This window comes from Aeromicrobium wangtongii (genome assembly GCF_024584515.1).
In the GTDB taxonomy this organism is placed as follows: Bacteria; Actinomycetota; Actinomycetes; order Propionibacteriales; family Nocardioidaceae; genus Aeromicrobium; species Aeromicrobium wangtongii.
On the sequence record NZ_CP102173.1, the window covers coordinates 2936296 to 2959761 of the forward strand.

Genomic DNA, 23466 nt, shown 5'->3' on the forward strand with positions numbered 1-23466 from the left:
CTCAGCCGGCCGGCATCCTCATGCGATCGCGGCCCTCACGGATGGCAGACGTCATCTGCTCGAGGGCCGCGATCGTGTGCGGTCCCACCCCCAGGGCCCTCGCCTCTGCCAGGTCGGCGGCCGTGTCGACGTCCCGCCGGCAGCGCTTGTCGACCTGGGGAACCGCGCGGTAGCCGGCATCGGAGTGATGCATCGCCGACCGCTCGCCGTAGGCGGGGATCAGCAGCTCCGGCCGCGCGGCCGCCAGCAGCGTCGTCCCCATCCCCGAGGCGTCCGGGACGAAGGCGCGCTCCTGCTGGGCGAGGAGCCCGAGCGTGGCGTCGAGGACGCCGGCGTCCAGCGCGGCGAGATCGCCCGGCACGACCACGATCGGGGCGCCGGCTGCGTTGATCTTGGCCCACTGGCGTCCGGCGTCGACGGCCCGGTTCAGCAGGCCACGGGCCAACATCGGCCGGTCGGTCAGGACGGCCGCGCCACGGCGCCGGGCGATCGCGCCGAGCTCGGCCTCGGCGGTCACGACCACCACCCGGTCGACGGACGCGGCGGCCAGCACGACGTCCAGGACGTCCAGCGAGAAGGCGCGCGCCAGCCGCATCCGGTCGTCGTCGGGCAGGTCGAGCCGGCTCTTGGCCAGCCCCCACGGCTTGACCGGGACGACGGCGGTCCAGCCGGTCATGACGCGATCCCCTCCTGGGACCGGATGTGCCCGTATGTCGTGGTGCGCTGGCGGGCCGGACGTCCGGCCGCGTGCGCCATGGCCTCCAGCTCCTCGCGCTCCTTGCGCGATCCGTTGGTGGAGCCGGCCATCCGGCTGATGGTCTCCTCCATCAGGGTGCCGCCGAGGTCGTTGACGCCGCCGTTCAGCACCTGGGTCAGCTGCTGCGGTCCGAGCTTGACCCAGGACGTCTGGATGTTCGGGATCAGCCCGTGCAGCATGATCCGGGCCATCGCGTGCACCGCCCGGTTGTCGCGGACCGACGGCCCGGGGCGGGCGACACCGGCCAGGTAGATCGGCGACGACTGGTGCACGAACGGCAACGGCACGAACTCCGTGAACCCGCCGGTGTCGCGCTGGATGTCGGCCAGCACCTGCAGGTGCTTGACCCAGTGCCCCGGGTGGTCGACGTGGCCGTACATCATCGTGGACGTCGTGGGCAGGCCGACCGCGTGCGCGGTGCGCACGACCTCGATCCACTGCGCGGTGGGCAGCTTGCCCTTCGTCAGCACCCACCGCACGTCATCGTCCAGGATCTCCGCGGCGGTGCCCGGCAGGGAGTCGACGCCGGCCTCCTTGGCCGCGGCCAGGAACTCCGCGATCGACAGGCCCGTGCGGGACACGCCGTTCATGACCTCCATCGGGGAGTAGGCGTGCACGTGCAGGGACGGCTCGGCATCCTTCACGGCCCGGGCGATGTCGAAGTACGCCGTGCCGGGCATCTCCGGGTCGATGCCGCCCTGCATGCAGACCTCGGTCGCGCCGACGGAGACCGCGATGCGCGCTCGGGTCGCGATCTCGTCCAGGCTCAACGTGTACGCGTCGACATCGGTCTTGCGCTGCGCGAAGGCGCAGAACCGGCAGCCGGTGTAACAGATGTTGGTGAAGTTGATGTTGCGGTTGACGATGTAGGTGACCTCGTCGCCGACCGCGTCACGGCGCAGCTGATCGGCCAGTGCGGTCACGGCATCCAGCGCCGGCCCCTCCTCGGCGGTCATCAGCGTCGTCGCGTGCTCGGTGCTCAGGCCCGACGGGTCGCGCTCGGCCGCCCGCAGCGCCGCGGTGACGTCGCTGCTGAGCCGCTCGGGCACGGCGTCACGGGCGACCTTGTCGCGCAGCACGCCCCAGTCGCCGTACACGTCCTCGAAGTCGCTGCGCCGGTCACTGGTGCGGCCCTCCGTGTCGACCGCGGTGTGCAGGTCGGAGCGGCCGCTGGTGACGTCGAAGCCGCCGTCGGGCTCCTGCCAGGGCAGGCCCACCGGCATCGCCTCGGCCCGCGCCAGGCCGTCCGGTCCGCGCAGCGCGTCCACGTGCGAGCGCAGCCGCGGGTCGAGCCACGGGACGTCGAGATACTGCGGGTGCGCCGTGAGTCGCTCGCGCAGGACGAATCCGGCGTCCGCGGTCAGCGCCGTCAGCTTGTCGATCTGCGGCCAGGGACGCTCGGGATTGACGTGATCGGGGGTCAACGGCGACACCCCGCCGAAGTCGTCCACACCGGCGTCCAGCAGCGCCCGGCACTCGGTCAGGTCGACCAGGTTCGGCGGCGCCTGGATCCGCATCGCCGGACCCAGCAGGACGCGGGTCGTGGCGATCGCCGCCAGGTACTCGTCCAGCGCGAGGTCGTCGTCGTGGCGCATCGCGGTGTCGGGCTTGGCCCGGAAGTTCTGCACGATGACTTCCTGGATCGACCCGTACTGCTTGGCGATCCGGCGCAGCTCGAAGATGCCCTCGGCGCGCTCCGCGAGATCCTCGCCGATGCCGATCAGCAGCCCGGTCGTGAACGGGACGTTGAGGCGTCCGGCGTCCTCCAGCACCTGCAGCCGCACGGCCGGGTCCTTGTCGGGGGACTTGTAGTGCGCCTCGCCCTTGGTCTCGTACAGGCGGCGGCTCGTCGTCTCCAGCATCATGCCCATCGACGGCGCCACCGGCTTCAACCGGCTCATCTCGGCCCACGACATGACGCCCGGGTTGAGGTGCGGCAGCAGCCCGGTCTCCTCCAGCACCCGGATGCTCATCGCCCGCACGTACTCCAGCGTCGAGTCGTAACCGGCCTCCTCGAGCCACTGCTTGGCCTCGGGCCAGCGGTCCTCGGGACGGTCACCCAGCGTGAACAGCGCCTCCTTGCAGCCCATGGCGGCACCCTCGCGGGCGATCGCCAGCACCTCGTCGGCACTCAGGAACGGTGCCTTCTCGTCCTTGGCCAGCAGCGTCGGCGTCGTGACGAACGTGCAGTAGTGGCACCGGTCGCGGCACAGCCGGGTCAACGGGATGAAGACCTTCTTGGAGTACGTGACCACGCCCGGACGCCCGGCGGCCTCCAGCCCCGCGTCGCGGACGCGCCCGGCCACGGCCATCAGCCGGTCGAGGTGCTCGCCGCGGGCGCACAGCAGCGCCTGGGTCTCGGTGGCGTCGAGGCTCTTGCCGGCCTCGGCACGGGTCACCGCGCGCGCCACCTGGCGGTCGTTGGGTCGCTCCGGGCTCGGGATCGCCTGCGTCATGATTTGCTCCTCTGGCGTGGACTGCACGGGACGCGCGATCGAACGCGCGACGGACATGCGGCTCGCACAGCTACGAGCACCAGATCAGACGGTCCCAGGATGAGGACAGAACTCCGGACCAAGGGTGCCCGAAGGATCTCTTGGCACTATACGCATCTGTGGCGCTGCGCGCAGCACCTCAGCCGATGGTGGGCAGGACCTGAGCGCCGAACGTCTGGATGAAGGCGCGCTGGTTCAGGCCGACGTTGTGCAGGTAGATGCGGTCGAAGCCGATGTCGGCGAACTTCTGCACCCGGGCCCGGTGCGCGTCGACGTCGCTGCTGATCAGCATCCGGTCATCGAAGCCCTCGGGGCCGACGAGCCGGGCCATCTGCTCGAACACCTGCGGACTGCGGATGTCGCCCTTCGGGAAGGCCATCGCGCCCAGCGGCCACTGCTCGATCGCATGAGCCATGGCCTCCTCCTGGGTCGGGGCCCAGCTGAGATTGAGGTGCAGGACCTTCAGCATCGCGCGCGGGTCACGACCCGACTCACGAACGCCCAGGTCGAAGCGCTCCAGCAGCGTCGCTGCCCGGTCGTACGACGTCCCCACCGTGACGATGCCGTCGGCGATCTTGCCGGCCCGGCGCGCGGTGACCGGGCCGCTCGTGGCGACCAGGACGGGTGGCGCGACGGCCGGCATCGTCCACAGCCGGGTGGACTCCATCCGGTGGAACGTCCCGGCGAACCGGGTGTCGCGCCCCGCGATGGACGCCGCGAACAGCTTCTTGATCAGGTCGATGGCCTCGAACATCGAGTTGATGCGGTCCGAGGCCTCGGGCCAGTAGCTCGCCGTCACGTGCTCGTTGAGCGCCTCGCCCGGGCCGATGCCCAACCAGTGACGCCCCTCGTACATCGAGGCCAGCGTCGCGGCGGCCTGCGCCAGCGTCGCCGGGTGGTACCGGTAGCCCGGCACGGCCATGCCGGGCCCGAAGTTGGACGACGTCCGCTCCCCCAGTGCCGTCAGGACGCTCCAGACGAACGGGGCCTGCCCCTGGCCGGGCAGCCATGGCTGGAAGTGATCGGTGGCCAGCGTCCCGACGAATCCGTGCTGCTCGGCCAGGGCCGCGAGCTCGACGGCCTCGGCAGGGGCGTACTTCTCCAGCGCAGCGGCGTAGCCGACCTCGACTCGAGCACTCATCGGTCGAACCTACAGCGCGGCGTACGCCGGCTTGATGACCTCGTTGATCAGCACCAGCCGCTCGTCGAAGGGCAGGAAGGCGCTCTTCATGGCGTTGACGGTGAACCAGCGCAGATCGTCCAGGTCGTAGTCGAAGGCGTCGACCAGCAGCTGGAACTCCCGCGACATCGAGGTGCCGCTCATGAGCCGGTTGTCGCAGTTGACGGTGACGCGGAAGCCGAGGTCCTTGAGCAGGCCGATCGGGTGGTCGGCGATCGACGTCATGCCGGGCACGGCGTGGGTCTGCAGGTTCGACGAGGGGCACATCTCCAGTGGGATGCGGCGGTCGCGGATGTACGCGGCCAGGCCGCCCAGGATCGGGCTGTCCGGATCGCTGAAGTCGATGTCGTCGACGATGCGCACGCCGTGGCCGAGGCGCTCCGCGCCGCAGCGCTGGATGGCCTGCCAGATCGAGGGCAGCCCGAACGCCTCGCCGGCGTGGATCGTGAAGTGCGCGTTCTCGCGCCGCAGGTACTCGAAGGCCTCCAGGTGCAGGATCGGCGGGAAGCCGTCCTCGGCGCCGGCGATGTCGAAGCCGGCGACGCCGCGGTCGCGGTACTCCACGACCAGCTCGGCGATCTCCAGACCGCGGTCGGCGTGCCGCATCGCGGTCAGCAGCTGGCCGATCTCGATGCTCTGCCCCTCCAGGGCGGCGATCTGCTTGCCCTCCTGGATGCCGGCCTGCACCGCGTCCACCGTCTCGCGCAGGCTCAGCCCGGCGGAGAGGTGCTGCTCGGGCGCCCACCGCAGCTCGGCGTAGACGACGCCGTCGTCGGCCAGGTCGAGCACGGCCTCACGAGCGACCCGCGCCAGGTCCTCGGGACGCTGCATGACCGCAACGGTGTGGACGAAGGTCTCGAGGTAGCGCTCGAGCGATCCGGAGCTGGACGCCTCCTCGAACCAGGCGCCGAGCGCCTCGGCACCCTCGGCGGGCAGGTCGTGGCCGATCTCATCGGCGATCTCGGCCACGGTGGCAGGACGGACGCCGCCGTCGAGGTGCTCGTGGAGGGCGACCTTGGGGGCCTTCTTGATCTGTTCAGGGGTAGCAGTCACGCCCTCATCGTGTCATGGGCCCATCAAGAGGGTGACAGTCTCCGCGACGCAGGCCGGCTTGTCGTGCCCCTTGATCTCGATGGTGTGCTGCATCGTGACCTGCTGGCCCTTCTCGATGTCGACGACCTCGAGCATCTCGACCCGGTTGCGCACCTTGGAATTGACCCGCACCGGCGCCACGAACCGCACCTTGTTCAGGCCGTAGTTGACCCGGGCGACGTCACCGGCGAAGGCGAACACCTGGGCGCCCAGGAACGGGAGCATCGAGAGCGTGAGGTAGCCGTGGGCCACCGTCGCGCCGAAGGGACCACCGGCGGCCCGCTCCGGGTCGACGTGGATCCACTGGCGGTCCCCCGTGGCGTCGGCGAACATGTCGATCCGGTCCTGGGTGATGGCGACCCACTCGCTGACACCGAGCTCCTGGCCTGCCGCGTCGGCGATCTCTCTGCTGTCGTTCAGGATGCGCATCGCCCCAACCTAGCCAATACGGTCGATGACCACCGAAGGCGCGTCGAACGGAGCGTGACCCACGTCATACGATCCCTCGAGGGCGGCGACGGCCCGCTCGAACCGCTCGGGCGTGTCGGTGTGCAGCGTCATCAGGGGCTGACCGGCGACGACCGCATCGCCCGGCTTGGCGTGCATCACCACGCCGGCAGCGAGCTGCACCTGCTCACCGGGGCGCGAGCGTCCCGCGCCCAGGCGCCATGCGGCCACGCCGACGCTCAGCGCGTCCAGGCGCGACAGCGTGCCCGACGCGGGCGCCGTGACGACGTGCGTCTCGCGGGCGACCGGCAGGGGTGCGTCGGGGTCGCCACCCTGCGCCGAGATCATCCGCCGCCACACGTCCATCGCGGCGCCGGAGGCCAGGACCTCCGCGGGGTCCTTGTCGTCCTTGCCGGCGGCCGCCAGCATCTCGCGCGCGAGCGCCACGGTCAGCTCGACGACGTCCGCGGGTCCGCCACCGGCCAGCACCTCGACCGACTCGGCGACCTCGCAGGCATTGCCCGCGGTCCGGCCCAGCGGCGTCGACATGTCGGTCAGCAGCGCGACGGTCTTGACCCCGGCATCCGTGCCCAGGGCCACCATCGTCTCGGCGAGCTCCCGGGCCTGGTCGAGCTCCTTCATGAACGCGCCCGAGCCGGCCTTGACGTCGAGCACGAGCGCCCCGGTCCCCTCGGCGATCTTCTTGCTCATGATCGAGCTGGCGATCAGCGGGATCGCCTCGACCGTGCCGGTGACGTCGCGCAGCGCGTACAGCTTCTTGTCGGCCGGCGCGAGCCCGGCGCCAGCAGCGCAGATGACCGCGCCGATGTCCTCGAGCTGCGCGAGCATCTCCTCGTTCGTCAGGTTCGCCCGCCAGCCGGGGATGGCCTCGAGCTTGTCCAGCGTGCCGCCGGTGTGCCCGAGGCCGCGTCCGGACAGCTGCGGCACCGCGACGCCGCAGGCCGCGACGAGGGGCGCCAGCGGCAGGGTGATCTTGTCGCCCACTCCCCCGGTGGAGTGCTTGTCGGCCGTCGCCCACGACAGTGACGAGAAGTCCATCCGCTCACCGCTGTCGATCATCGCGTGGGTCCAGCGGGAGATCTCGCGGCGGTTCATGCCGTTGATCAGGATCGCCATCGCGAGCGCCGACATCTGCTCGTCGGCGACGACCCCTCGGGTGAACGCGTCGACGACCCAGTCGATCTGCGGATCGGTCAGCTCGTGCTTGTCCCGCTTGGTGGCGATGACCTCTACGGCGTCGAACAACTCAGTCATGGTGCAGCTTTCACGTCGATCTTCTCGTAGCCGCGCAGCACCCAGGTCGGGCGGCGCGGCGCCTCCCCCGCCAGCTCCAGCGAGGGGAACCGGCCGAGCAGGGTCTTGATGCTGATCTGCAGCTCCAGGCGCGCCAGCGGCGCGCCCAGGCAGAAGTGCAGGCCCATGCCGAAGCCGACATGGGGGTTGGGATCGCGGCCGACGTCGAAGGTGTCGGCATCGGCGAACACGGCGGCGTCGCGGTTGGCCGAGCCCATCAGGCAGGCGATCTTCTCGCCGGTCCGGATCAGCTGGCCCGACACCTCGACATCGGCGGTCGCCGTGCGCTCGAACAGCTGCAGAGCCGCGTCGTAGCGGATGAGCTCCTCCAGCGCGGTCTCCACCGGCACCTCGCCGGACGTGATCCGGGCGAGCTGGTCGGGATGCTCCAGCAGCGCGTGGAAGCCATTGCCGAACACGTTGACGGATGCCTCGTGCCCCGCGTTGAGCAGCAGGACGACCGAGGCGACCAGCTCGTCGTCGCTGAGCTTCGAGCCGTCGTCGCGGGCCTGGATCAGATCGGTGATCAGGTCCTCCCCGGGCGACGACCGGCGCTGCTCCACGACATCGCGCACGTAGTCGGAGAAGGCGGTGCTGGCCTCGATCGCGGCAGCCTTGGTCGGCGCGCCGACACCGGGCTCGTACATGTGCACGATGGCCTGCGACCAGTCGCGCAGGCGGGCGTGGTCCTCCCGCGGGACGCCGAGCATGTCGGCGATGACGTACACCGGCATGGGCTCGGCGTAGTCGCCGAGCAGGTCGAAGGAGTCGCCCAGCTCGTCGACCATCTGCGCGGCGAGCGACTCGATGCGCGGCCGCATGCGCTCGACGTGGCCGCGCCCGAAGGCGGCAGCCACGAGCCGCCGCAGGCGGGTGTGCGTCGGCGGCTCGTTCTCCATCATCTGGTTGCGGTGCAGCGCGTTGAACGGCTCCATCTCGGCCGTGGGCTCCCAGTCGGTCCAGATCCGACCGAACGCCCGGTTGCGCAGCACCTGGCTGACCGAGTCGTGCGTCGTGGCCAGCCACATGCCCATCGGCTCGTGCCAGAGCACGGGACCGGTCTCGCGCAGCGCGGCCAGCGTGGGATAGGGGTCCTGCAGGAACTCCGGCGCGCTGGGATCGAGCTGGAGGGTGTTGCTGGTCATCGTTCGCCTCCGGGGAAGTGGTGTTTCTGCGTTCGAGTAGCTGGGACGACCGGAACGTCCAGACGTCCGATCACACCGTCCCCAGGTCGTCGGCACCGAAGGCGTCGGGGAGCACCTCGGTCATGGTCTTGACGCCGCTGGGCGTCATGAGCTGCATGTCGGGCCCACCGTTCTCCCACAGCAGCTGGCGGCAGCGGCCGCACGGCATGAGCGCCGCGCCCCTGGAGTCGACGCAGGCCACCGCGATGAGACGTCCGCCGCCGGTCGAGTGCAGCGCCGACACCATGCCGCACTCGGCGCACAGCGCCACACCGTAGGCGGCGTTCTCGACATTGCAGCCGAGCACGACCCGGCCGTCGTCGACGAGCCCGGCCGCGCCGACCCTGTAGTTGGAGTAGGGCGCATAGGCGCGTCCCATCACCTCGGTGGCGTACTTGGTCAGCGACTCCCAGTCGATGGGGTCGCCGGCACCGCTGATCCCCAGAGCCATCAGCCCGCACTCCCTCGTCGGTACTGGGCGCCATCCGCGGCCGGCATCCGTAGTCGTTGCGCCCCGAGCGCCAGCACGAACAGCGTCGTGACGTACGGCGTCATGACCGTGAACTCGCGCGGCACGGCGTCGGTCAGCAGGAACCAGGCCATGACCGCCACACCGACGACCGCCACGGTGACGGCGCCGCGCACCTGTCGGCGGTAGGCACGCCACGCCGCGAAGGCCAGCAGACCGATGGCCACCACCAGCAGCAGCGAGTGCACCGACTGCGTGTCGCGCAGGCGCAGCGAGTCGGTGTAGCCGAAGGTCAGCGCACCGGCGAGCAGGCCGCCGGGACGCCAGTTGCCGAAGATCATCGCGGCCAGGCCGATGTAGCCGCGTCCGCCGGTCTGACCCGTGCTGAAGCCGCTGGACGCCACGAGCGCCAGGAAGCCGCCGCCGATTCCGGCGAGGGCGCCGGAGATGAGCACCGCGATGTACTTGTAGCGGTACACGTTGACGCCCAGGGTCTCGGCGGCCTGCGGGTTCTCGCCGCAGGAGCGCAGCCGCAGGCCGAAGGACGTGCGCCACAGCACCACGGCCGAGACCACGACGAGCGCGAAGATCAGCAGGCTCAGCGTCGAGATGTTGGTCGTCATGGCCTGGATGAACGCGGCCACGTCCGACACGAAGAACCAGTGCTGGTCGGCGATGTCCTTGGCCAGGTCGGACACGCCGGGAATCGTGATCTGGGCCGGCGCCTCCAATCCGTTGAGCTGGCGAGGGCCGCCGCCCTCGTAGTCGGAGAAGATCGCCTCGGCCAGGTACGTCGCCACGCCCGCACCGATCAGGTTGATCGCGACGCCGGACACGATGTGGTCGACGCCGAAGCTGATCGTGGCGATGGCGTGCAGGAGACCGCCGATCAGACCCAGCAGGGCCGCGCCGAGAATGCCGACCCACGGGCCGTAGTGGTAGGTGAAGAACGCCGCTCCCCAGGTGCCGAGGATCATCTGCCCCTCGAGGCCGATGTTGACGACGCCGGCCCGCTCGGCCCAGAGACCTCCGAGGGCGGCCGCCAGGATCGGGCAGGTCGCGATGATCGCGGCGCGGATCGTCCCGGCAGCGGTCAGGTCGTTGGTGTCGGTGATGATCCGGACGAACGACACCAGACCGATGCCGATCAGGCCGATGTACAGCCAGCTCTTGCTCACGCGCTCGACGATGCCGCGCTTCTGGACCGTGGCGGTGCTCATGCGGTCACCTCCGTGGGTCCGGCCAGCTCGCGGCTGACTGCTCGTTGCTCGAGTCTGGTGCGCCATCGACGCACCACCTCATAGGTCACCACGACGGCCAGCACCGCGACGCCCTGGGTGATCTGGACGATGCTCGGCGAGACGTCCGTGCCGAAGGTCAGGTCATTGGACTTGACCGAGAGGAAGGCGAACAGCAGCGCGCCGAACAGCATGCCCAGCGGACGGTTGCGGCCCAACAGGGCCACGGCGATGCCGAGGAAGCCCAGCCCGGCCTGGAAGGACGTGCCGTAGTTGCGCGCCCCGCCGAACAGCGCCGGCATCCAGATCAGACCGGCGACCGCTCCCGAGAGGACCATCGAGATCAGGATCATCCGCTTGGGGTTGATGCCGCTGGCCAGGGCCGCGCTCTCGGACTGGCCGCTGGCGCGCAGGTCGAAACCGAACCGGGTCTTGTTCAGCAGCACCCAGAAGCCGACGCCCACGAGCACCGCGATGAGCCCCAGCGCCCAGATCTCGCCGTCGCGGTCCTCGAAGGGCGAGAACCCACCGACGGTGCTGCCGGGATCGAGGTTCTTGGTGTGGACGCTGTTGCCCTCCTTGACCCCGTAGTTGTTCAGGAAGTAGCCGACCAGGGTGATGGCGATCGAGTTGAGCATGATCGTCGCGATGACCTCGCTGACCCCACGGGTCGTCCGCAGGATGCCGGCGATGCCGGCCCACGCGCCACCGACGACCAGCGCCACCAGGACCGAGGCCGCGACGTTGGCGAACCCGCTCAGGTAGGCGGCGCCGGCGAAGGTCGCGGCGGCGAAGGAGGCCAGCGTGTACTGGCCCTCCAGACCGATGTTGAACAGGCCCATGCGGAAGCCGATCGCGGCAGCGATGGCGGCGATGTAGATCATCACGGTCTGGTTGAGGATGTCGACGCGCAGCCGGGGCTTGGGCATCTCGAACATCGTCGACCAGAACTCGCCCGGCGAGCTGCCGACGGCGGCGATGACCAGCGTCGTGACGATGATGCTGAGCACGATTGCGATCGCAGGCGCCAGCAGGCTCAGCCCGACGGCGCGTAGGTTGAACCGGTTCATGCGGCCTCTCCCCCGGTCATGGCGGTGCCGAGGTCCTGGGGGGTGACCGTCGACGGGTCGAACGTGCCCACGAGACGTCCGCGGAGGATGACCTGGATCGTGTCGGACAGACCGATGAGCTCGTCCAGGTCTGCCGAGATGAGCAGGACCGCCAGGCCCTTGCGGCGGGCCCGCTTGATGTGGTCCCAGATGGCTGCCTGGGCGCCGACGTCGACGCCGCGGGTGGGATGCGATGCGATCAGCAGGACCGGGTCGCCGCTCATCTCGCGGCCCACGATCAGCTTCTGCTGGTTGCCGCCGGACAGCGCGCGGGCGGGGGTGTCGATGCCCGGGGCACGCACGTCGTAGTCGCGGACGATGCGCTCGGTGTCCTTGCGGGCGCCCTTGCGGTTGATCCACATGCCCCCGACGCGGGGCGGACGGGTCTGCTCGCGAGCGTTCTTGCGCTTGAACCACGTGCCCTTGCGGTTGAACCACATGCGCTTGACGCTGGGCGGGCGGGTCTGGTGACCCAGGATGCGGTTCTCCCACAACGGGGCGTCCAGCAGCAGCCCGTGCCGGTGCCGGTCCTCGGGGATGTAGCCGATACCGGCCTCACGCAGCTTGCGGGTGTGCCACTCGGTGACGTCCTTGTCGCCGAGGCGGATCGTCCCGGACGTCGGGATGCGCATGCCCATGATGGTCTCGACGAGCTCGGCCTGCCCGTTGCCCTCGACTCCGGCGATGCCCAGGACCTCGCCGCGGCGGATGTCCAACGACACGTCGGTGAGCAGGTTGCGGCCGAACTCGTCGGTCAGGGTGATGTCGGTCAGCGAGAGCTCCACGACATCGGTGACCGTGGACTCGCCGGTCTCGGGCGACGGCAGCTCGGAGCCGACCATCAGCTCGGCCAGCTCGTGCTTGGTCGCGGTGCGCGGATCGGCCGTCCCGACCGTCGTGCCGCGGCGCATGACCGTGATGTCGTCGGCGATGTCGAGCACCTCGTCGAGCTTGTGCGAGATGAACAGCACCGAGTTGCCGGCGTCCTTGAGCTCGCGCAGGTTGGCGAACAACGCGTCGACCTCCTGCGGCACGAGGACGGCGGTGGGCTCGTCGAGGATGATGACGCGGGCGCCGCGGTACAGGACCTTGGCGATCTCGAGGCGCTGGCGGGCCGCCACGCCGAGCTTCTCGACCATCACGTCGGGGTCGAGGTCGAAACCGAAGCGGTCGGAGATGCGGCGGATCTCGGCGCGCGCGCCGTCGCCGATGCCGTGCAGCTTCTCGGCGCCGAGCACCATGTTCTCCAGGACCGTCAGGTTGTCGGCCAGCATGAAGTGCTGGAAGACCATGCCGACGCCGGCCTCGATCGCCTCGGTCGGCGACTTGAGGACCACTTCCTTGCCCTCGATCGTGATGGTGCCCTCATCAGGGCGCTGGACGCCGTACAAGATCTTCATCAGCGTCGACTTGCCGGCGCCGTTCTCGCCGATCAGCGCGTGGACGGTGCCCGCCCGGATCGTCAGGTCGACATCATGATTGGCGATGACACCGGGGAATCGTTTGCCGATTCCCCGCAGCTGCACCGCGTCAACTGCAGACGGCACGGACACTCCCTACGTACGACATTCGCGACGGACAAGGCATGGTAGACGACGACGAACCTGGGCTGGACGCTACCGCGCCGGCCCAGGCTCGTCATCGGGGTGTTACTGGTCTTGCAAGGTTTTCTGCGGTACTACGGCTTGGTCGGGATGTCCTTGATCTCGCCGTCGACGATCTTGGCCTTGTAGCCGTCGATGTCGGCCTGCAGGTCCTTGATCTCCGGGTTGGCCGTGGAGTAGCCGACGCCGTCAGCCTTCAGGTCGTAGACCTGGAAGCTGGTCAGCGGCTTGCCGTCGTTGACCGACTTGACGAAGTCGTACGACGCCGTGTCGACGCGCTTGAGCATCGACGTCAGGATGAACGGCTTCTGCGCAGCGGTGGCCGTCAGGTACTGATCGGAGTCGACACCGATCGCCCAGTTGCCCTCGCCGGCCTCGACAGCGGCGTCGAAGACGCCCGAGCCCGAGCCGCCGGCAGCGTGGTAGACCACGTCGGCGCCCTTGTCGAACTCACCCGTCGCGGCAGCCTTGCCACCGGCGGGGTCACCGAAGCCGGACAGGTCCGACTCCTGGATGTACGCGACCTCGACCTTGATGTCGGGCTTGGCGGCCTTGGCGCCCGCGGTGTAGCCGGCCTCGAACTTCTGGATCAGGTCGTTGTTGACGCCACCGACGAAGCCGATGGTGCCCGACTTGCTCTTCGTGGCGGCGGCGACGCCGACCAGGAAGGAGCCCTGCTCCTCGGCGAAGCCGAGGTACGCGACGTTGTCGTTGGCCTTGTCGTCGGGGTCGAATCCGTCGACGACCGCGAAGTTCACCTCGGGGAAGTCCGGAGCGACGGCGTTGACCGACTCGCTGTAGGCGAAGCCCACACCGATGATCGCGGTGGCGCCGTTCTCGGCCATGTTGCGCAGACGGTCCTCGCGAGCCGACTCGGCCTCGTCGTCGGTCGCCTCGCCCTCGATGCAGGTCGCGTCGAAGTCGGCAACGGCCTTCTCGACACCGGCGTAGGCCGAGTCGTTGAAGGAGCGGTCGCCGCGGCCGCCGACGTCGTACGCCAGGCCGATCTTCGGCCCGTCGCCATCAGCGGTCTTGCAGACATCGTCACTGGCGGCCTTCTTGTCCTTGCCGCTGCCACCCTCACTGTCGCTGCCCCCACAGCCCGCAAGAGCGATCGCTGCAACGGCGGCAACAGCGGAAAGCTTGGTCAATCGACGCAAAATTCCTCCTCGGTACGGAGCCGGGGAGCCCGGCACTCGAGTCTGACCTTAATGTCAGGGCCATGGGTCCCGGACACCGATCCCCCAAAAGGAGTGCGGCGTAACCGTATCTTCACCTGCGCGGTTGCAGGGGGTGAGACTCAGCTCACAGCAGCCATCGCGAGCACCTTCGCGCCGACGGCGATCGCCCGCTCGTCGACCCGCAGGTTGCCCTGGTGCAGGTCGTAGGTCGGGCCGTCCGGGGTGCGGGTGCCCAGGCGCCCCATCGATCCCGGGACCGCCTCGACGTACCAGGCGAAGTCCTCGCCGCCGAGGCTCTGCGCCGTGGTGGCCACTCCCCCGGGGCCGAGGGCCTGTGTCACGGCGCGCCGCAGGGTCTGGGTCGCGCCGAAGTCGTTGACGACGGGCGGGACGCCTCGGACGTAGTGGACGTCGGCGCTGACACCGAAGGGCTCGATGATGTCGCTGATCAGCCCTCGGACGAGGTGCTCGGCCTGGTGCCACGCGGCCGGGTCGAGCATCCGCAGCGTGCCGCTGAGCTCACCGGTGGACGGGATGACATTGGCCGCGTTGCCGGAGTGGATCTGGCCCCACACCATGCTGGCGCCGGCCCGCGGGTCGAAACGCCTGGACAGCACGGCCGGCAGCTGGGTCAGCAGATTGCCCAGCGCGAAGGTCAGGTCCTCGGTGAGGTGAGGGCGCGAGGTGTGCCCGCCCCGTCCGCTGAGCGTGACGTGGATCTGGTCCGAGGCGCCGGTGATGGGCCCCTCCCGCAGGCCGACCTGACCGACGTCCAGTGATGGATCGCAGTGCAGCGCGAAGATGCGGGACACGCCCCTCAGCGCGCCGGCGGCCAGCAGCTTCAGTGCTCCGCCGGGCATGACCTCCTCGGCGGGCTGGAAGATCATCCGGACGCGCACGGGCAGGAGGCCATCGACGTGGGCCTCCGCGAGGGCGACGGCGGCGCCCAGCATGGCTGCCATGTGCACGTCGTGGCCGCAGGAGTGGGAGACGCCGGGCACGATCGACTTCCAGGGATCCTGGGAGGTCTCGATGACCGGCAGGGCGTCCAGATCGGCCCGCAGGGCCACGACGGGGCCTGCCTCGGGCCCGATCTCGGCCATCAGCCCGGTGCCGTCGAACCGTTCGAACGGGATGCCGATCTTGTCCATCCAGGTCGCGATCAGGTCGGTGGTGCGCTGCTCGTGCCAGGACAGCTCGGGGTGCGCGTGCAGGTCACGACGCACCTCGATGAGGTCGGGCGCGACGATGTCCACAGAACGCGCGAGCGACTCGGCCAAGGTCAACGACATTCCTTCAGGTTATCCCTCACCCGGGACCGTCGTCCTCAGGAGGTGCCGGGCTCCAGCGAGCGGCGGATCTGCTCGACCGTCTCGTCGGCCAGGGCCGCGAGCTTCGGCTTGACCACCAGCGGTGCGACGAAGCGGACCGGGCCGTGGAACTGGAAGTCGGCGCGATAGTGGATCTGCGTCCGGTCACCGTCGCGGGTGAACGTCATCGAGTCGGTGGCCGTGGCCGTCTTGTTCATGCCCCGCGCGCAGAAGAACGTGGGCCGGTCGAAACCGATCGTCTCGTAGGTCAGGTCGGTCTCACGGCCGGCGAAGCGGGACCGGTTGGCGTACGTCGTGCCGAGCCCACCGTCACCCGCGGTCCGCTCGGTCCGGATCGTGCCGGGGTCCCACTGGTTGGTGTTCTCGAAGTTGCTGAGGTAGTCGAAGACGTCCTCAACCGATCTCGACACCGTGAAGGTCCGCTCGACGTGCATTCCTCCACCGTAGATCGCGCAGCACCTGCCGCAACTCCTCGCGCTCGGCGTCCTGGTTGCGGTAGAACCAGGCCAGGCCGGCCGCGATGCCGAGCAGGGTGATGCCGCCGCCACCGATCATCATCCAGCGGGCGCCGAAGGTCTCGCCGACCCAGCCGACCAGCGGTGCCCCGACGGGGGTGCCGCCCATGAACACCATCAGGTACAGGGCGGCGACGCGGCCGCGCATCATGGGGCTGGAGGTCAGCTGGATCGTGGCGTTGGCCGAGGTGATCATCGTCAGCGCGCACAGCCCCAGCACCGGGAGGATCGCGGCGAAGGTCGCGTACGTGGGCATCAGCCCGGCGATGATCTCGACGACGCCGAAGGCTGCGCCGGCGAGCACCACGACGCGCAGGCGCGGCCGGGAACGTCGGGCCGCGAGCAACGCTCCCGCGAGCGATCCGATCGCCATGATCGAGGCCAGCAAGCCGTATCCCCCCGCACCCTTGCCGTAGACCTCGGTGGCCATGAGGGCGCTGGTCATCTGGAAGTTCATCCCGAACGTGCCCACGAAGAAGACCGAGATCAGGATCAGCACCAGGTCGGGGCGCGACCGGACGTACGCGACGCCGTCGCGCACCGCGCGCTTGCGGGAGCCGGTGACCTGCGCCGGGGTGAGCCGCGACGGGTCGAGCATCTGCAACGACATCAGCACGGCCAGATAGCTCAGCGCGTTGACCAGGATGACCCATCCGGCGCCCTCGACGCCCGAGCCGAGGGCCGCGATGAGCCCGCCGGCGATCGCCGGACCGATCATGCGGGCCAGGTTGAACGAGGCCGAGTTCAGTCCGACGGCGTTCGACAGGTCCTTGGAACCGACGATCTCCACGACGAACGACTGGCGCGCGGGCGCGTCGAACGCCGTGCCGATGCCGAACAGGAACGACAGCAGGTAGACGTGCCAGGTCTGCACCGCCCCGGTGACGGCCAGGATGCCCAGCAGTGCGGCGGGCAGCGCCATCGCCACCTGCGTGATCCGCAGGACGGTGCGCTTGGGCATCCGGTCGGCCACGACGCCGGCGATGGGCGAGAACAGCAGCGCAGGCAGCAGCTGCAGGCCGGTCGTGATGCCCAGTGCGGTGCCGCTGTTGGTCAGCTGCAGCACCAGCCAGTCCTGGCCGATGCGCTGCATCCACGTGCCCGTGTTGGAGACGATCGCCCCGAGGAGGTAGATGCGGTAGTTCCGCACCGCCAGGGCGCTGAACGTGGGGCTCACGAAGTGGCCAGCCGTTCCTGGAGCGCGGCAGCCTCCTTCAAGGTGGCGCGCTCGGCGGCGGTCAGCTGGGCCAGGGCGGTCGACAGCCACAGGTCACGGCGGTCCCGCTCCTCGGCCAGCACCGCATCGCCCTTGGCGGACAACGAGATCAGCACCTGCCGCCCGTCGTCGGGGTGCGGCTCGCGGATCGCGAACCCGTCATCGACCAAGCAGGTCAGCGTGCGCGTGATCGACGGCGGACGGACCCGCTCGTGGGACGCGATGGCGCCGGGCGTGGACTTGCCGAGCGTGTCGATCGCGCCCAGCACCGACAGCTGGGTGGGGGTGAGATCGCTCTGCCGCTCCTGGCGGAGGCGACGGTTCAGGCGCGCGACGGAGCGCGCTATCTGGTGGGCTTCATCGGTCGGCATGTCTCCTTAGCGTAGCAAATTACCTATGCTAATCAAAACCGCTGACCGTCCACCGGTCCCGTCACGGCATCAGGCCCAGACTGCCGCAGTTGCTCGGCGCCGCGGCCCCGGACAGCCGATCGGTCATCCATGCCAGAGCCGTCGGGTAGGCCAGCAGCATGCCCTCGAGGTGGTGCAGCACCAGCTGGTCCCGGTCGCCCGGCAGTGCCGGGAGCCCCACCGGCAGGTAACGGACCGCCGCCCCCTTGCCACACCAGTCCTTGGCCAGCTGCTTGACCATGCCGTGCGGCACGGTGTTGTCACCCAGCGCGGTCGCGATCAGGGTCGCGCCCTTCGGCTTGAGCCGGCCGATGCGCTGGTCGTCGATGACCTTGGCCAGCAGCGGCTCGGAGTCGACGACCTGGCCGAGTGTCTTGCCGTCGACGGTCCACGCGCCGGACTTGGCCAGCGGGTAGCTCGCGATCACGTCGGCGATGCACATCGTGGCGGTGTCGGCCAGCATCTTCTTCCCGCTGGCATTGAGGTTGCGGTCGAAGACGGGCACCAGCTCGGGGTTGGAGTCGAGGAACCCGTTCATCGCCAGCCCCATGGCCGCGCTGATCAAGCCGCCCTCTGCGCCGGCCATCGTGGTGCGGGCATTGGCCGGCGGAGCACCCACGTAGGACGCCACCAGGTTCACGTCGGGCGCGTACGTCGGCTGCAGCTCCACGGCCGCGCCGGAGGCTCCGCCGCCCTGGCTGTAGCCCCAGGCGCCGAACTTCGTCCCGGCCGGGATCGAGACGCCTGGCAGCTTCTTGACCGCGCGCGCGACGTCCAGCATGGCGTGCCCGGTCGAGACCCGGTTGAGGTAGTGGTGCCGCCGGTCGGTGGCGCCAAGACCCACGTAGTCGGTGAGGGCGACCGCCACCCCCTTGTTGAGCAGACCGCTCATCTGGATCAGGTCGTAGGTCAGCGTCAGCGTGTTGCCGTCACTGCCGATGCCCAGGTTGATCGGGTGCTCCAGCCCCAGCGAGGGCGCACACTGGTCGCCCGATCCGATCGTGCCCGAACCGAATGCCACGACGGGCCGCGGGCCGGGCCCGCGCCACGCGACCGTGGGCTCGATGTAGGCGCCGGTCACCGCGACCGGACGGCCGGCTGAGTCGATCGAGCTGTACATCAGCCGCGTCGCCTTGCCCGGGAACACCACCGGGAGGTTGAGCGACAGCGGCATCGGCTCGGACCTGATCAGCGAGCCCGGACTGGCCGGGATCTGCGCCGGCGGGTCGTAGAACGCAGGAATCTGGATGCCTCGCGACTCGCCGGCAGTTGCCGCCGGCGGCACCACCGCCCAGCTTGCGGCCACCAGGCCTAGCGACATCAGGACGGCGATCGGACGGTGACGACGACGCTTCACAGTTCCCCCAGTGTTGTAAATCACAGTTGCGCGTCACCCTAGGGCCTCCCCGTCGTCGAGGGAAGAGTGGGAACAACGACGTCATCCCGGGCGAGCCGCGTGCGGCTCTCCCGGGATGACGTCAGGGGTTGCTCAGGCCTTGCCCTTGGAGAGCGCTCCGAGGAGGTCCCGGTTGAGCCGGCTGATGGTGTCCAGCGGGATGCCCTTGGGGCATGCCGCCGTGCACTCACCGATGTTGGTGCAGCTGCCGAAGCCCTCGTGGTCGTGCTGCTCGACCATGCCGATGACGCGCGAGTCACGTTCCGGCTGACCCTGCGGGAGCAGGCCCAGGTGGGTGATCTTCGCGGCGGTGAACAGCATGCCCGAGCCGTTGGGGCACGCCGCGACGCACGCGCCACAGCCGATGCAGGCCGCCGACTCGAAGGCGTGGTCGGCATCCTTCTTCGGCACCGGGAGGTTGTTGGCCTCGGGAGCCGAACCGGTCGGCGCGGAGATGTAGCCGCCGGCCTGGATGATGCGGTCGAACGAGGACCGGTCGACGACGAGGTCCTTGATGACCGGAAAGGCACCGGCACGCCACGGCTCGACGTCGACGACGGCGCCGTCCTCGAAGCTGCGCATGTGCAGCTGGCAGGTCGTGGTGACCTGCGGGCCGTGCGCCTGCCCGTTGATCACGACACCGCAGGCGCCACAGATGCCCTCACGGCAGTCGTGGTCGAAGGCGATCGGGTCGTCACCGGCCAGCGTGAGCTGCTCGTTGAGGACGTCGAGCATCTCCAGGAACGACATGTCCTTGCTGACGTTCTCGACGCCATAGGTGACCATCTTGCCCTTGTCGTCGGCGTTCTTCTGACGCCACACCCGTACGGTGATGTTCACTTGTAGCTCCTGGCCTTCATCTCGACGTACTCGTATTCCAGCGGTTCCTTGTGCAGGATCGGCGTGTCCCCACCGAACTCCCACGCGGCGACATAGGCGAACTCCTCGTCGTGCCGCAGCGCCTCGCCGTCCTCGGTCTGGCTCTCGGCGCGGAAGTGGCCGCCGCACGACTCGCGGCGGTGCAGCGCGTCGATGCACATCAGCTCACCGAGCTCGAAGAAGTCGGCAACCCGGCCGGCCCGCTCGAGGGTCTGGTTGAGCTCCTCGTTGACGCCGGAGACCTTGACGTTCTTCCAGAAGTCCGCCTTGAGCTCGCGGATCAGGCCGATCGCCTTGGTCAGGCCCTCCTCGGTGCGCTCCATGCCGCAGTACTCCCACATGATCTGGCCGAGCTCCTTGTGGTAGGAGTCCACCGTGCGGGTGCCGTTGATCGACAGGAACGTGTTGATCCGGTCGGTCACCGCCTGCTTGGCGGCCACGACCTCCGGGTGGTCGTCGGAGATCTTCTCGAACGGGCCGTCGGCCAGGTAGTTGGCGATCGTGTTCGGCAGGACGAAGTAGCCGTCTGCCAGGCCCTGCATCAGCGCCGAGGCGCCGAGGCGGTTGGCGCCCTGGTCGGAGAAGTTGGCCTCGCCGGTGACGAACAGGCCGGCGAGGTTGCTCTGCAGGTCGTAGTCGACCCACAGGCCACCCATCGTGTAGTGGACGGCCGGGTAGATGCGCATCGGCGTCTTGTACGGATCCTCGCCCGTGATCTGGGCGTACATGTCGAACAGGTTGCCGTACTTGGCCTTGACGGTGTCCAGGCCGAGACGCGCGATGGCGTCGGCGAAGTCCAGGTAGACGCCCAGGCCGCCGGGGCCCACGCCCTTGCCGTCGTCGCACTGGTACTTGGCCGCACGCGACGCGATGTCGCGGGGCACCAGGTTGCCGAAGGCCGGGTAGATGCGCTCCAGGTAGTAGTCGCGCTCGTCCTCGGGGATCTGGTCGGCCGGACGCTCGTCGCCGGCCTTCTTGGGCACCCAGATGCGGCCGTCGTTGCGCAACGACTCGCTCATCAGGGTCAGCTTGGACTGGTAGTCGCCGGAGACCGGGATGCAGGTGGGGTGGATCTGCGTGTAGCAGGGGTTGCCGAAGTAGGCGCCCTTGCGGTGCGCACGCCACGTCGCCGTGGTGTTGCTGCCCATCGCGTTGGTCGACAGGAAGTAGACGTTGCCGTAGCCGCCGGTGGCCAGCACGACGACGTCCGCGGTGTGCGTCTCGATCTCGCCGGTGACCATGTTGCGGGCGATGATGCCGCGGGCCCGGCCGTCGACCATGATCAGCTCGAGCATCTCGTGGCGCGTGTGGACCTCGACGGTGCCGGCGGCGACCTGGCGCTCGAGCGCCTGGTAGGCGCCGATCAGCAGCTGCTGGCCGGTCTGGCCGCGGGCGTAGAACGTGCGGGAGACCTGCACGCCGCCGAAGGAGCGGTTGTCCAGCAGTCCGCCGTACTCACGGGCGAACGGGACACCCTGCGCGACGCACTGGTCGATGATGTTCACCGACACCTGCGCGAGGCGGTACGAGTTGGACTCGCGCGAGCGGAAGTCGCCGCCCTTGACGGTGTCGTAGAACAGCCGGTAGATGCTGTCGCCGTCGTTGCGGTAGTTCTTGGCGGCGTTGATGCCACCCTGCGCGGCGATGGAGTGGGCACGGCGCGGGCTGTCCTGGTAGCAGAAGCTCTTGACGTGGTAGCCGGCCTCGCCGAGCGTGGCGGCGGCAGCGCCGCCGGCCAGGCCCGTGCCGACGATGATGACGCTGAGCTTGCGGCGGTTGGCCGGGTTGACCAGCTTGGCGTTGAACTTGCGGGTGTCCCAGCGCTGCTCGATGGGACCGCTCGGCGCCTTGGTGTCGTGGATGTCCGCGCCGACGCCGTAGAACTCAGACGTGTTGGTGGTTGTGGTGGTGGTGGTCATCAGGAACCAGCTCCGAAGAAGAGGACAGCGAACGGGACGGAGAGGAAGCCGACCGTGATCAGCGTCGCGAGGGCGATCGAGATGGCCGTCCAGTGCGAGCTGCGACGGGTCGAGCTGCGGTTCTGACCCAGGGTGGTCAGTGCGCTCCAGAATCCGTGCGCGAGGTGCAGACCGACGGCCAGCATGCCGATCGTGTACAGCAGGACGACCCACCAGATCTCGAAGCCGTTGACGACACGGTCGTACTTGCTGTCGCTGGCGCCGCCGGGCGACAGCCAGTTGGGCATCATCTGCGCGACGTGGCCGATGATGAACAGCAGCAGGATGACGCCGCCCCACCGCATCGTGAACGAGGAGTAGCTGCGCTGCACGCCGGTCTTGTTCTGGGTCGTGTGGTAGCGCTTGCCGCCCACGTAGCCGGCCGCGGCCTTGTTGCGGCGCCACAGGGTGGCGGCGCAGTAGACGTGCACGACCAGCGCGACGACCAGCAGCACCCGGATGATCCAGAGCGCGCCGTCCTCGGGCAGGTACGGGTAGAACATGTGCGGCAGGGTCTCGCCCAGGTAGGAGTCGAACTTCTCCTCGCCCTGGAAGAACTTGAGGTTGCCGTACATGTGGACGAGCAGGTAGCCCAACATGATGAGCCCCGACACCGCCATCGCGTATTTATGAGCGACCGTCGACCGGCTGGCCGGAACGCGCTTCTGAGTAAGGGTAGTTGCCACCCACCCACACTAGAACTCTTGAACGATTCGCGCTAAGTCATCATGAGGGCATCCTTCATAGCCAATGGCTATGACACACTGGCTCAGTGCAGATCCATCAGCTGTCGTACTTCGTCGCGGTCGCCCGGACCAAGCACTTCACCCGCGCCGCCGAGATGACGGGCGTGTCGCAGCCGACACTGTCCAAGCAGATCCGCGTCCTGGAGAACAATCTCGGGACGCCTCTGTTCGTGCGCGGCCGAACCGGGGTCGAGCTGACCAGCGCCGGCGAGGCCCTCCTCCCCCATGCCCAGCGCATCCTGATCGACGTCGAGAGCGCGCAGCGCACGGTTCACGAGGTCGCCAACCTGCGCCGGGGACGGGTGCGGCTCGGCGCCACCCCGTCGCTGTGCGACGGGCTCCTGCCGGAGGCGCTGACCCGCTTCCACCGGACGTATCCCGCGATCGACCTGGAGGTCCAGGAGGCCGGATCGCGCGTGCTGACCCGCGAGCTGGCCCAGGGACGCCTCGACGTGGCCCTGCTGATCGTCCCGCTGCCCACCGACGAGCCGGACATCGAGACGACGCCCGTGCTGCGCGAGCACCTCGTGCTGGCGAGCCCCGCGACATCGGACCTGCCCGAGCGGATGTCGGTCGCCGAGCTGCGCGATGTGCCGCTGGTGATGTTCCGCGAGGGCTACGACCTGCGCGAGGTCACCCTGCGGGCATGTGCCCGCGCGGGCTTCGAGCCCCGCCTGGCGGTCGAGGGCGGCGAGATGAGCGCTGTGCTGCGATTCGTCCAGGCCGGCCTGGGCCACGCGGTCGTGCCCAGCATGGTGCTGGCGACCCGGCCGCAGCTGCGGGCGACCCAGCTCATCGACCCACCACTGGATCGCGTCATCGCCCTCGCGCACCGCAGCTCCGAGACGTTGCCACTGGCCGCGCAGGCCTTCAAGTCCGAGCTGCTCGAGCACCTCACGGTCTTCGCCGGCGGCGACCTCGAGCTGGAGCTGGTCTGACCCGACC

21 protein-coding genes are annotated in these 23466 nt (G+C 69.2%); 1 reads left to right on the plus strand and 20 read right to left on the minus strand.

Annotated features, from left to right (window positions below; all coding sequences use genetic code 11):
- Window position 1: 1 nt before the first annotated feature.
- The 20 genes from cofC to NQV15_RS14495 form a co-directional block, all read right to left on the minus strand.
- The gene (gene cofC, locus NQV15_RS14400) at window positions 2-676 is read right to left on the minus strand and encodes a 2-phospho-L-lactate guanylyltransferase (protein WP_232401182.1); all 675 of its coding nucleotides are present in this window, start codon (window positions 674-676) and stop codon (window positions 2-4) included.
- Window positions 673-3213: a bifunctional FO biosynthesis protein CofGH gene (locus tag NQV15_RS14405; protein WP_232401180.1), complete on the minus strand. Its 2541-nt coding sequence runs from the start codon at window positions 3211-3213 to the stop codon at window positions 673-675. Before NQV15_RS14405 ends, cofC begins: the two co-directional genes overlap by 4 nt.
- Before the next feature lie 178 nt (window positions 3214-3391).
- Entirely contained in the window at window positions 3392-4393 is a 1002-nt protein-coding gene (locus NQV15_RS14410) for a TIGR03557 family F420-dependent LLM class oxidoreductase (RefSeq protein WP_232401168.1), read from the minus strand.
- Between the two features lie 9 nt (window positions 4394-4402).
- Window positions 4403-5485, minus strand: a complete 1083-nt coding sequence (locus NQV15_RS14415) for an adenosine deaminase (RefSeq protein WP_232401152.1) — start codon at window positions 5483-5485, stop codon at window positions 4403-4405.
- A gap of 12 nt (window positions 5486-5497) precedes the next feature.
- On the minus strand, window positions 5498-5953 hold the full coding sequence (locus NQV15_RS14420) for a MaoC family dehydratase (RefSeq protein WP_232401150.1): 456 nt from the start codon (window positions 5951-5953) through the stop codon (window positions 5498-5500).
- A 9-nt stretch (window positions 5954-5962) separates the two neighbouring features.
- The gene (locus NQV15_RS14425) at window positions 5963-7246 is read right to left on the minus strand and encodes a thymidine phosphorylase (protein WP_232401149.1); all 1284 of its coding nucleotides are present in this window, start codon (window positions 7244-7246) and stop codon (window positions 5963-5965) included.
- Complete coding sequence (locus tag NQV15_RS14430) at window positions 7243-8430, minus strand: cytochrome P450 (RefSeq protein WP_232401148.1); 1188 nt, start codon at window positions 8428-8430, stop codon at window positions 7243-7245. Before NQV15_RS14430 ends, NQV15_RS14425 begins: the two co-directional genes overlap by 4 nt.
- Before the next feature lie 70 nt (window positions 8431-8500).
- On the minus strand, window positions 8501-8920 hold the full coding sequence (locus NQV15_RS14435; protein ID WP_232401147.1) for a cytidine deaminase: 420 nt from the start codon (window positions 8918-8920) through the stop codon (window positions 8501-8503).
- Entirely contained in the window at window positions 8920-10158 is a 1239-nt protein-coding gene (locus NQV15_RS14440) for an ABC transporter permease (protein ID WP_232401145.1), read from the minus strand. The genes NQV15_RS14435 and NQV15_RS14440 overlap by 1 nt, the downstream gene beginning before the upstream one ends.
- Window positions 10155-11246 (minus strand): ABC transporter permease, encoded by a 1092-nt coding sequence (locus NQV15_RS14445; protein WP_232401143.1) that lies wholly within the window; start codon window positions 11244-11246, stop codon window positions 10155-10157. Before NQV15_RS14445 ends, NQV15_RS14440 begins: the two co-directional genes overlap by 4 nt.
- Window positions 11243-12832: an ABC transporter ATP-binding protein gene (locus NQV15_RS14450; RefSeq protein WP_232401141.1), complete on the minus strand. Its 1590-nt coding sequence runs from the start codon at window positions 12830-12832 to the stop codon at window positions 11243-11245. Before NQV15_RS14450 ends, NQV15_RS14445 begins: the two co-directional genes overlap by 4 nt.
- 131 nt (window positions 12833-12963) lie before the next feature.
- Window positions 12964-14040, minus strand: a complete 1077-nt coding sequence (locus NQV15_RS14455; RefSeq protein WP_232401130.1) for a BMP family lipoprotein — start codon at window positions 14038-14040, stop codon at window positions 12964-12966.
- Window positions 14041-14189: 149 nt separating this feature from the next.
- A complete protein-coding gene (locus NQV15_RS14460) occupies window positions 14190-15362 on the minus strand; it encodes an amidohydrolase (RefSeq protein ID WP_232401128.1) in 1173 nt (390 codons plus the stop codon).
- A 35-nt stretch (window positions 15363-15397) separates the two neighbouring features.
- Window positions 15398-15835, minus strand: coding sequence for an SRPBCC family protein (locus tag NQV15_RS14465; RefSeq protein ID WP_232401126.1), 438 nt, complete (start codon window positions 15833-15835; stop codon window positions 15398-15400).
- Complete coding sequence (locus NQV15_RS14470) at window positions 15795-17093, minus strand: MFS transporter (RefSeq protein ID WP_232401125.1); 1299 nt, start codon at window positions 17091-17093, stop codon at window positions 15795-15797. The genes NQV15_RS14465 and NQV15_RS14470 overlap by 41 nt, the downstream gene beginning before the upstream one ends.
- Complete coding sequence (locus NQV15_RS14475; RefSeq protein ID WP_232401123.1) at window positions 17090-17503, minus strand: MarR family winged helix-turn-helix transcriptional regulator; 414 nt, start codon at window positions 17501-17503, stop codon at window positions 17090-17092. The genes NQV15_RS14470 and NQV15_RS14475 overlap by 4 nt, the downstream gene beginning before the upstream one ends.
- A 61-nt stretch (window positions 17504-17564) precedes the next feature.
- Complete coding sequence (locus NQV15_RS14480) at window positions 17565-18848, minus strand: lipase family protein (RefSeq protein ID WP_232401121.1); 1284 nt, start codon at window positions 18846-18848, stop codon at window positions 17565-17567.
- Window positions 18849-19031: 183 nt separating this feature from the next.
- Window positions 19032-19778 carry a succinate dehydrogenase/fumarate reductase iron-sulfur subunit gene (locus NQV15_RS14485; protein ID WP_232401119.1) on the minus strand — a complete coding sequence of 249 codons (747 nt, stop codon included), beginning with the start codon at window positions 19776-19778 and terminating at the stop codon, window positions 19032-19034.
- Window positions 19775-21736: a fumarate reductase/succinate dehydrogenase flavoprotein subunit gene (locus tag NQV15_RS14490; protein WP_232401117.1), complete on the minus strand. Its 1962-nt coding sequence runs from the start codon at window positions 21734-21736 to the stop codon at window positions 19775-19777. The genes NQV15_RS14485 and NQV15_RS14490 overlap by 4 nt, the downstream gene beginning before the upstream one ends.
- Complete coding sequence (locus tag NQV15_RS14495; RefSeq protein WP_404801306.1) at window positions 21736-22395, minus strand: succinate dehydrogenase cytochrome b subunit; 660 nt, start codon at window positions 22393-22395, stop codon at window positions 21736-21738. The genes NQV15_RS14490 and NQV15_RS14495 overlap by 1 nt, the downstream gene beginning before the upstream one ends.
- Window positions 22396-22547: 152 nt before the next feature.
- Between NQV15_RS14495 and NQV15_RS14500 the strand changes: the two genes are divergently transcribed.
- Window positions 22548-23459, plus strand: a complete 912-nt coding sequence (locus NQV15_RS14500) for a LysR family transcriptional regulator (protein ID WP_232401113.1) — start codon at window positions 22548-22550, stop codon at window positions 23457-23459.
- Window positions 23460-23466: the final 7 nt, after the last annotated feature.

Coding starts and splice junctions, on each gene's coding strand:
- cofC (WP_232401182.1), bottom strand. CDS start 676: ATGACCGGCTGGACCGCCGTCGTCCCGGTCAAGCCGTGGGGGCTGGCC.
- NQV15_RS14405 (WP_232401180.1), bottom strand. CDS start 3,213: ATGACGCAGGCGATCCCGAGCCCGGAGCGACCCAACGACCGCCAGGTG.
- NQV15_RS14465 (WP_232401126.1), bottom strand. CDS start 15,835: ATGCACGTCGAGCGGACCTTCACGGTGTCGAGATCGGTTGAGGACGTC.
- NQV15_RS14420 (WP_232401150.1), bottom strand. CDS start 5,953: ATGCGCATCCTGAACGACAGCAGAGAGATCGCCGACGCGGCAGGCCAG.
- NQV15_RS14410 (WP_232401168.1), bottom strand. CDS start 4,393: ATGAGTGCTCGAGTCGAGGTCGGCTACGCCGCTGCGCTGGAGAAGTAC.
- NQV15_RS14425 (WP_232401149.1), bottom strand. CDS start 7,246: ATGACTGAGTTGTTCGACGCCGTAGAGGTCATCGCCACCAAGCGGGAC.
- NQV15_RS14445 (WP_232401143.1), bottom strand. CDS start 11,246: ATGAACCGGTTCAACCTACGCGCCGTCGGGCTGAGCCTGCTGGCGCCT.
- NQV15_RS14475 (WP_232401123.1), bottom strand. CDS start 17,503: ATGCCGACCGATGAAGCCCACCAGATAGCGCGCTCCGTCGCGCGCCTG.
- NQV15_RS14440 (WP_232401145.1), bottom strand. CDS start 10,158: ATGAGCACCGCCACGGTCCAGAAGCGCGGCATCGTCGAGCGCGTGAGC.
- NQV15_RS14460 (WP_232401128.1), bottom strand. CDS start 15,362: ATGTCGTTGACCTTGGCCGAGTCGCTCGCGCGTTCTGTGGACATCGTC.
- NQV15_RS14435 (WP_232401147.1), bottom strand. CDS start 8,920: ATGGCTCTGGGGATCAGCGGTGCCGGCGACCCCATCGACTGGGAGTCG.
- NQV15_RS14430 (WP_232401148.1), bottom strand. CDS start 8,430: ATGACCAGCAACACCCTCCAGCTCGATCCCAGCGCGCCGGAGTTCCTG.
- NQV15_RS14495 (WP_404801306.1), bottom strand. CDS start 22,395: ATGGCGGTGTCGGGGCTCATCATGTTGGGCTACCTGCTCGTCCACATG.
- NQV15_RS14490 (WP_232401117.1), bottom strand. CDS start 21,736: ATGACCACCACCACCACAACCACCAACACGTCTGAGTTCTACGGCGTC.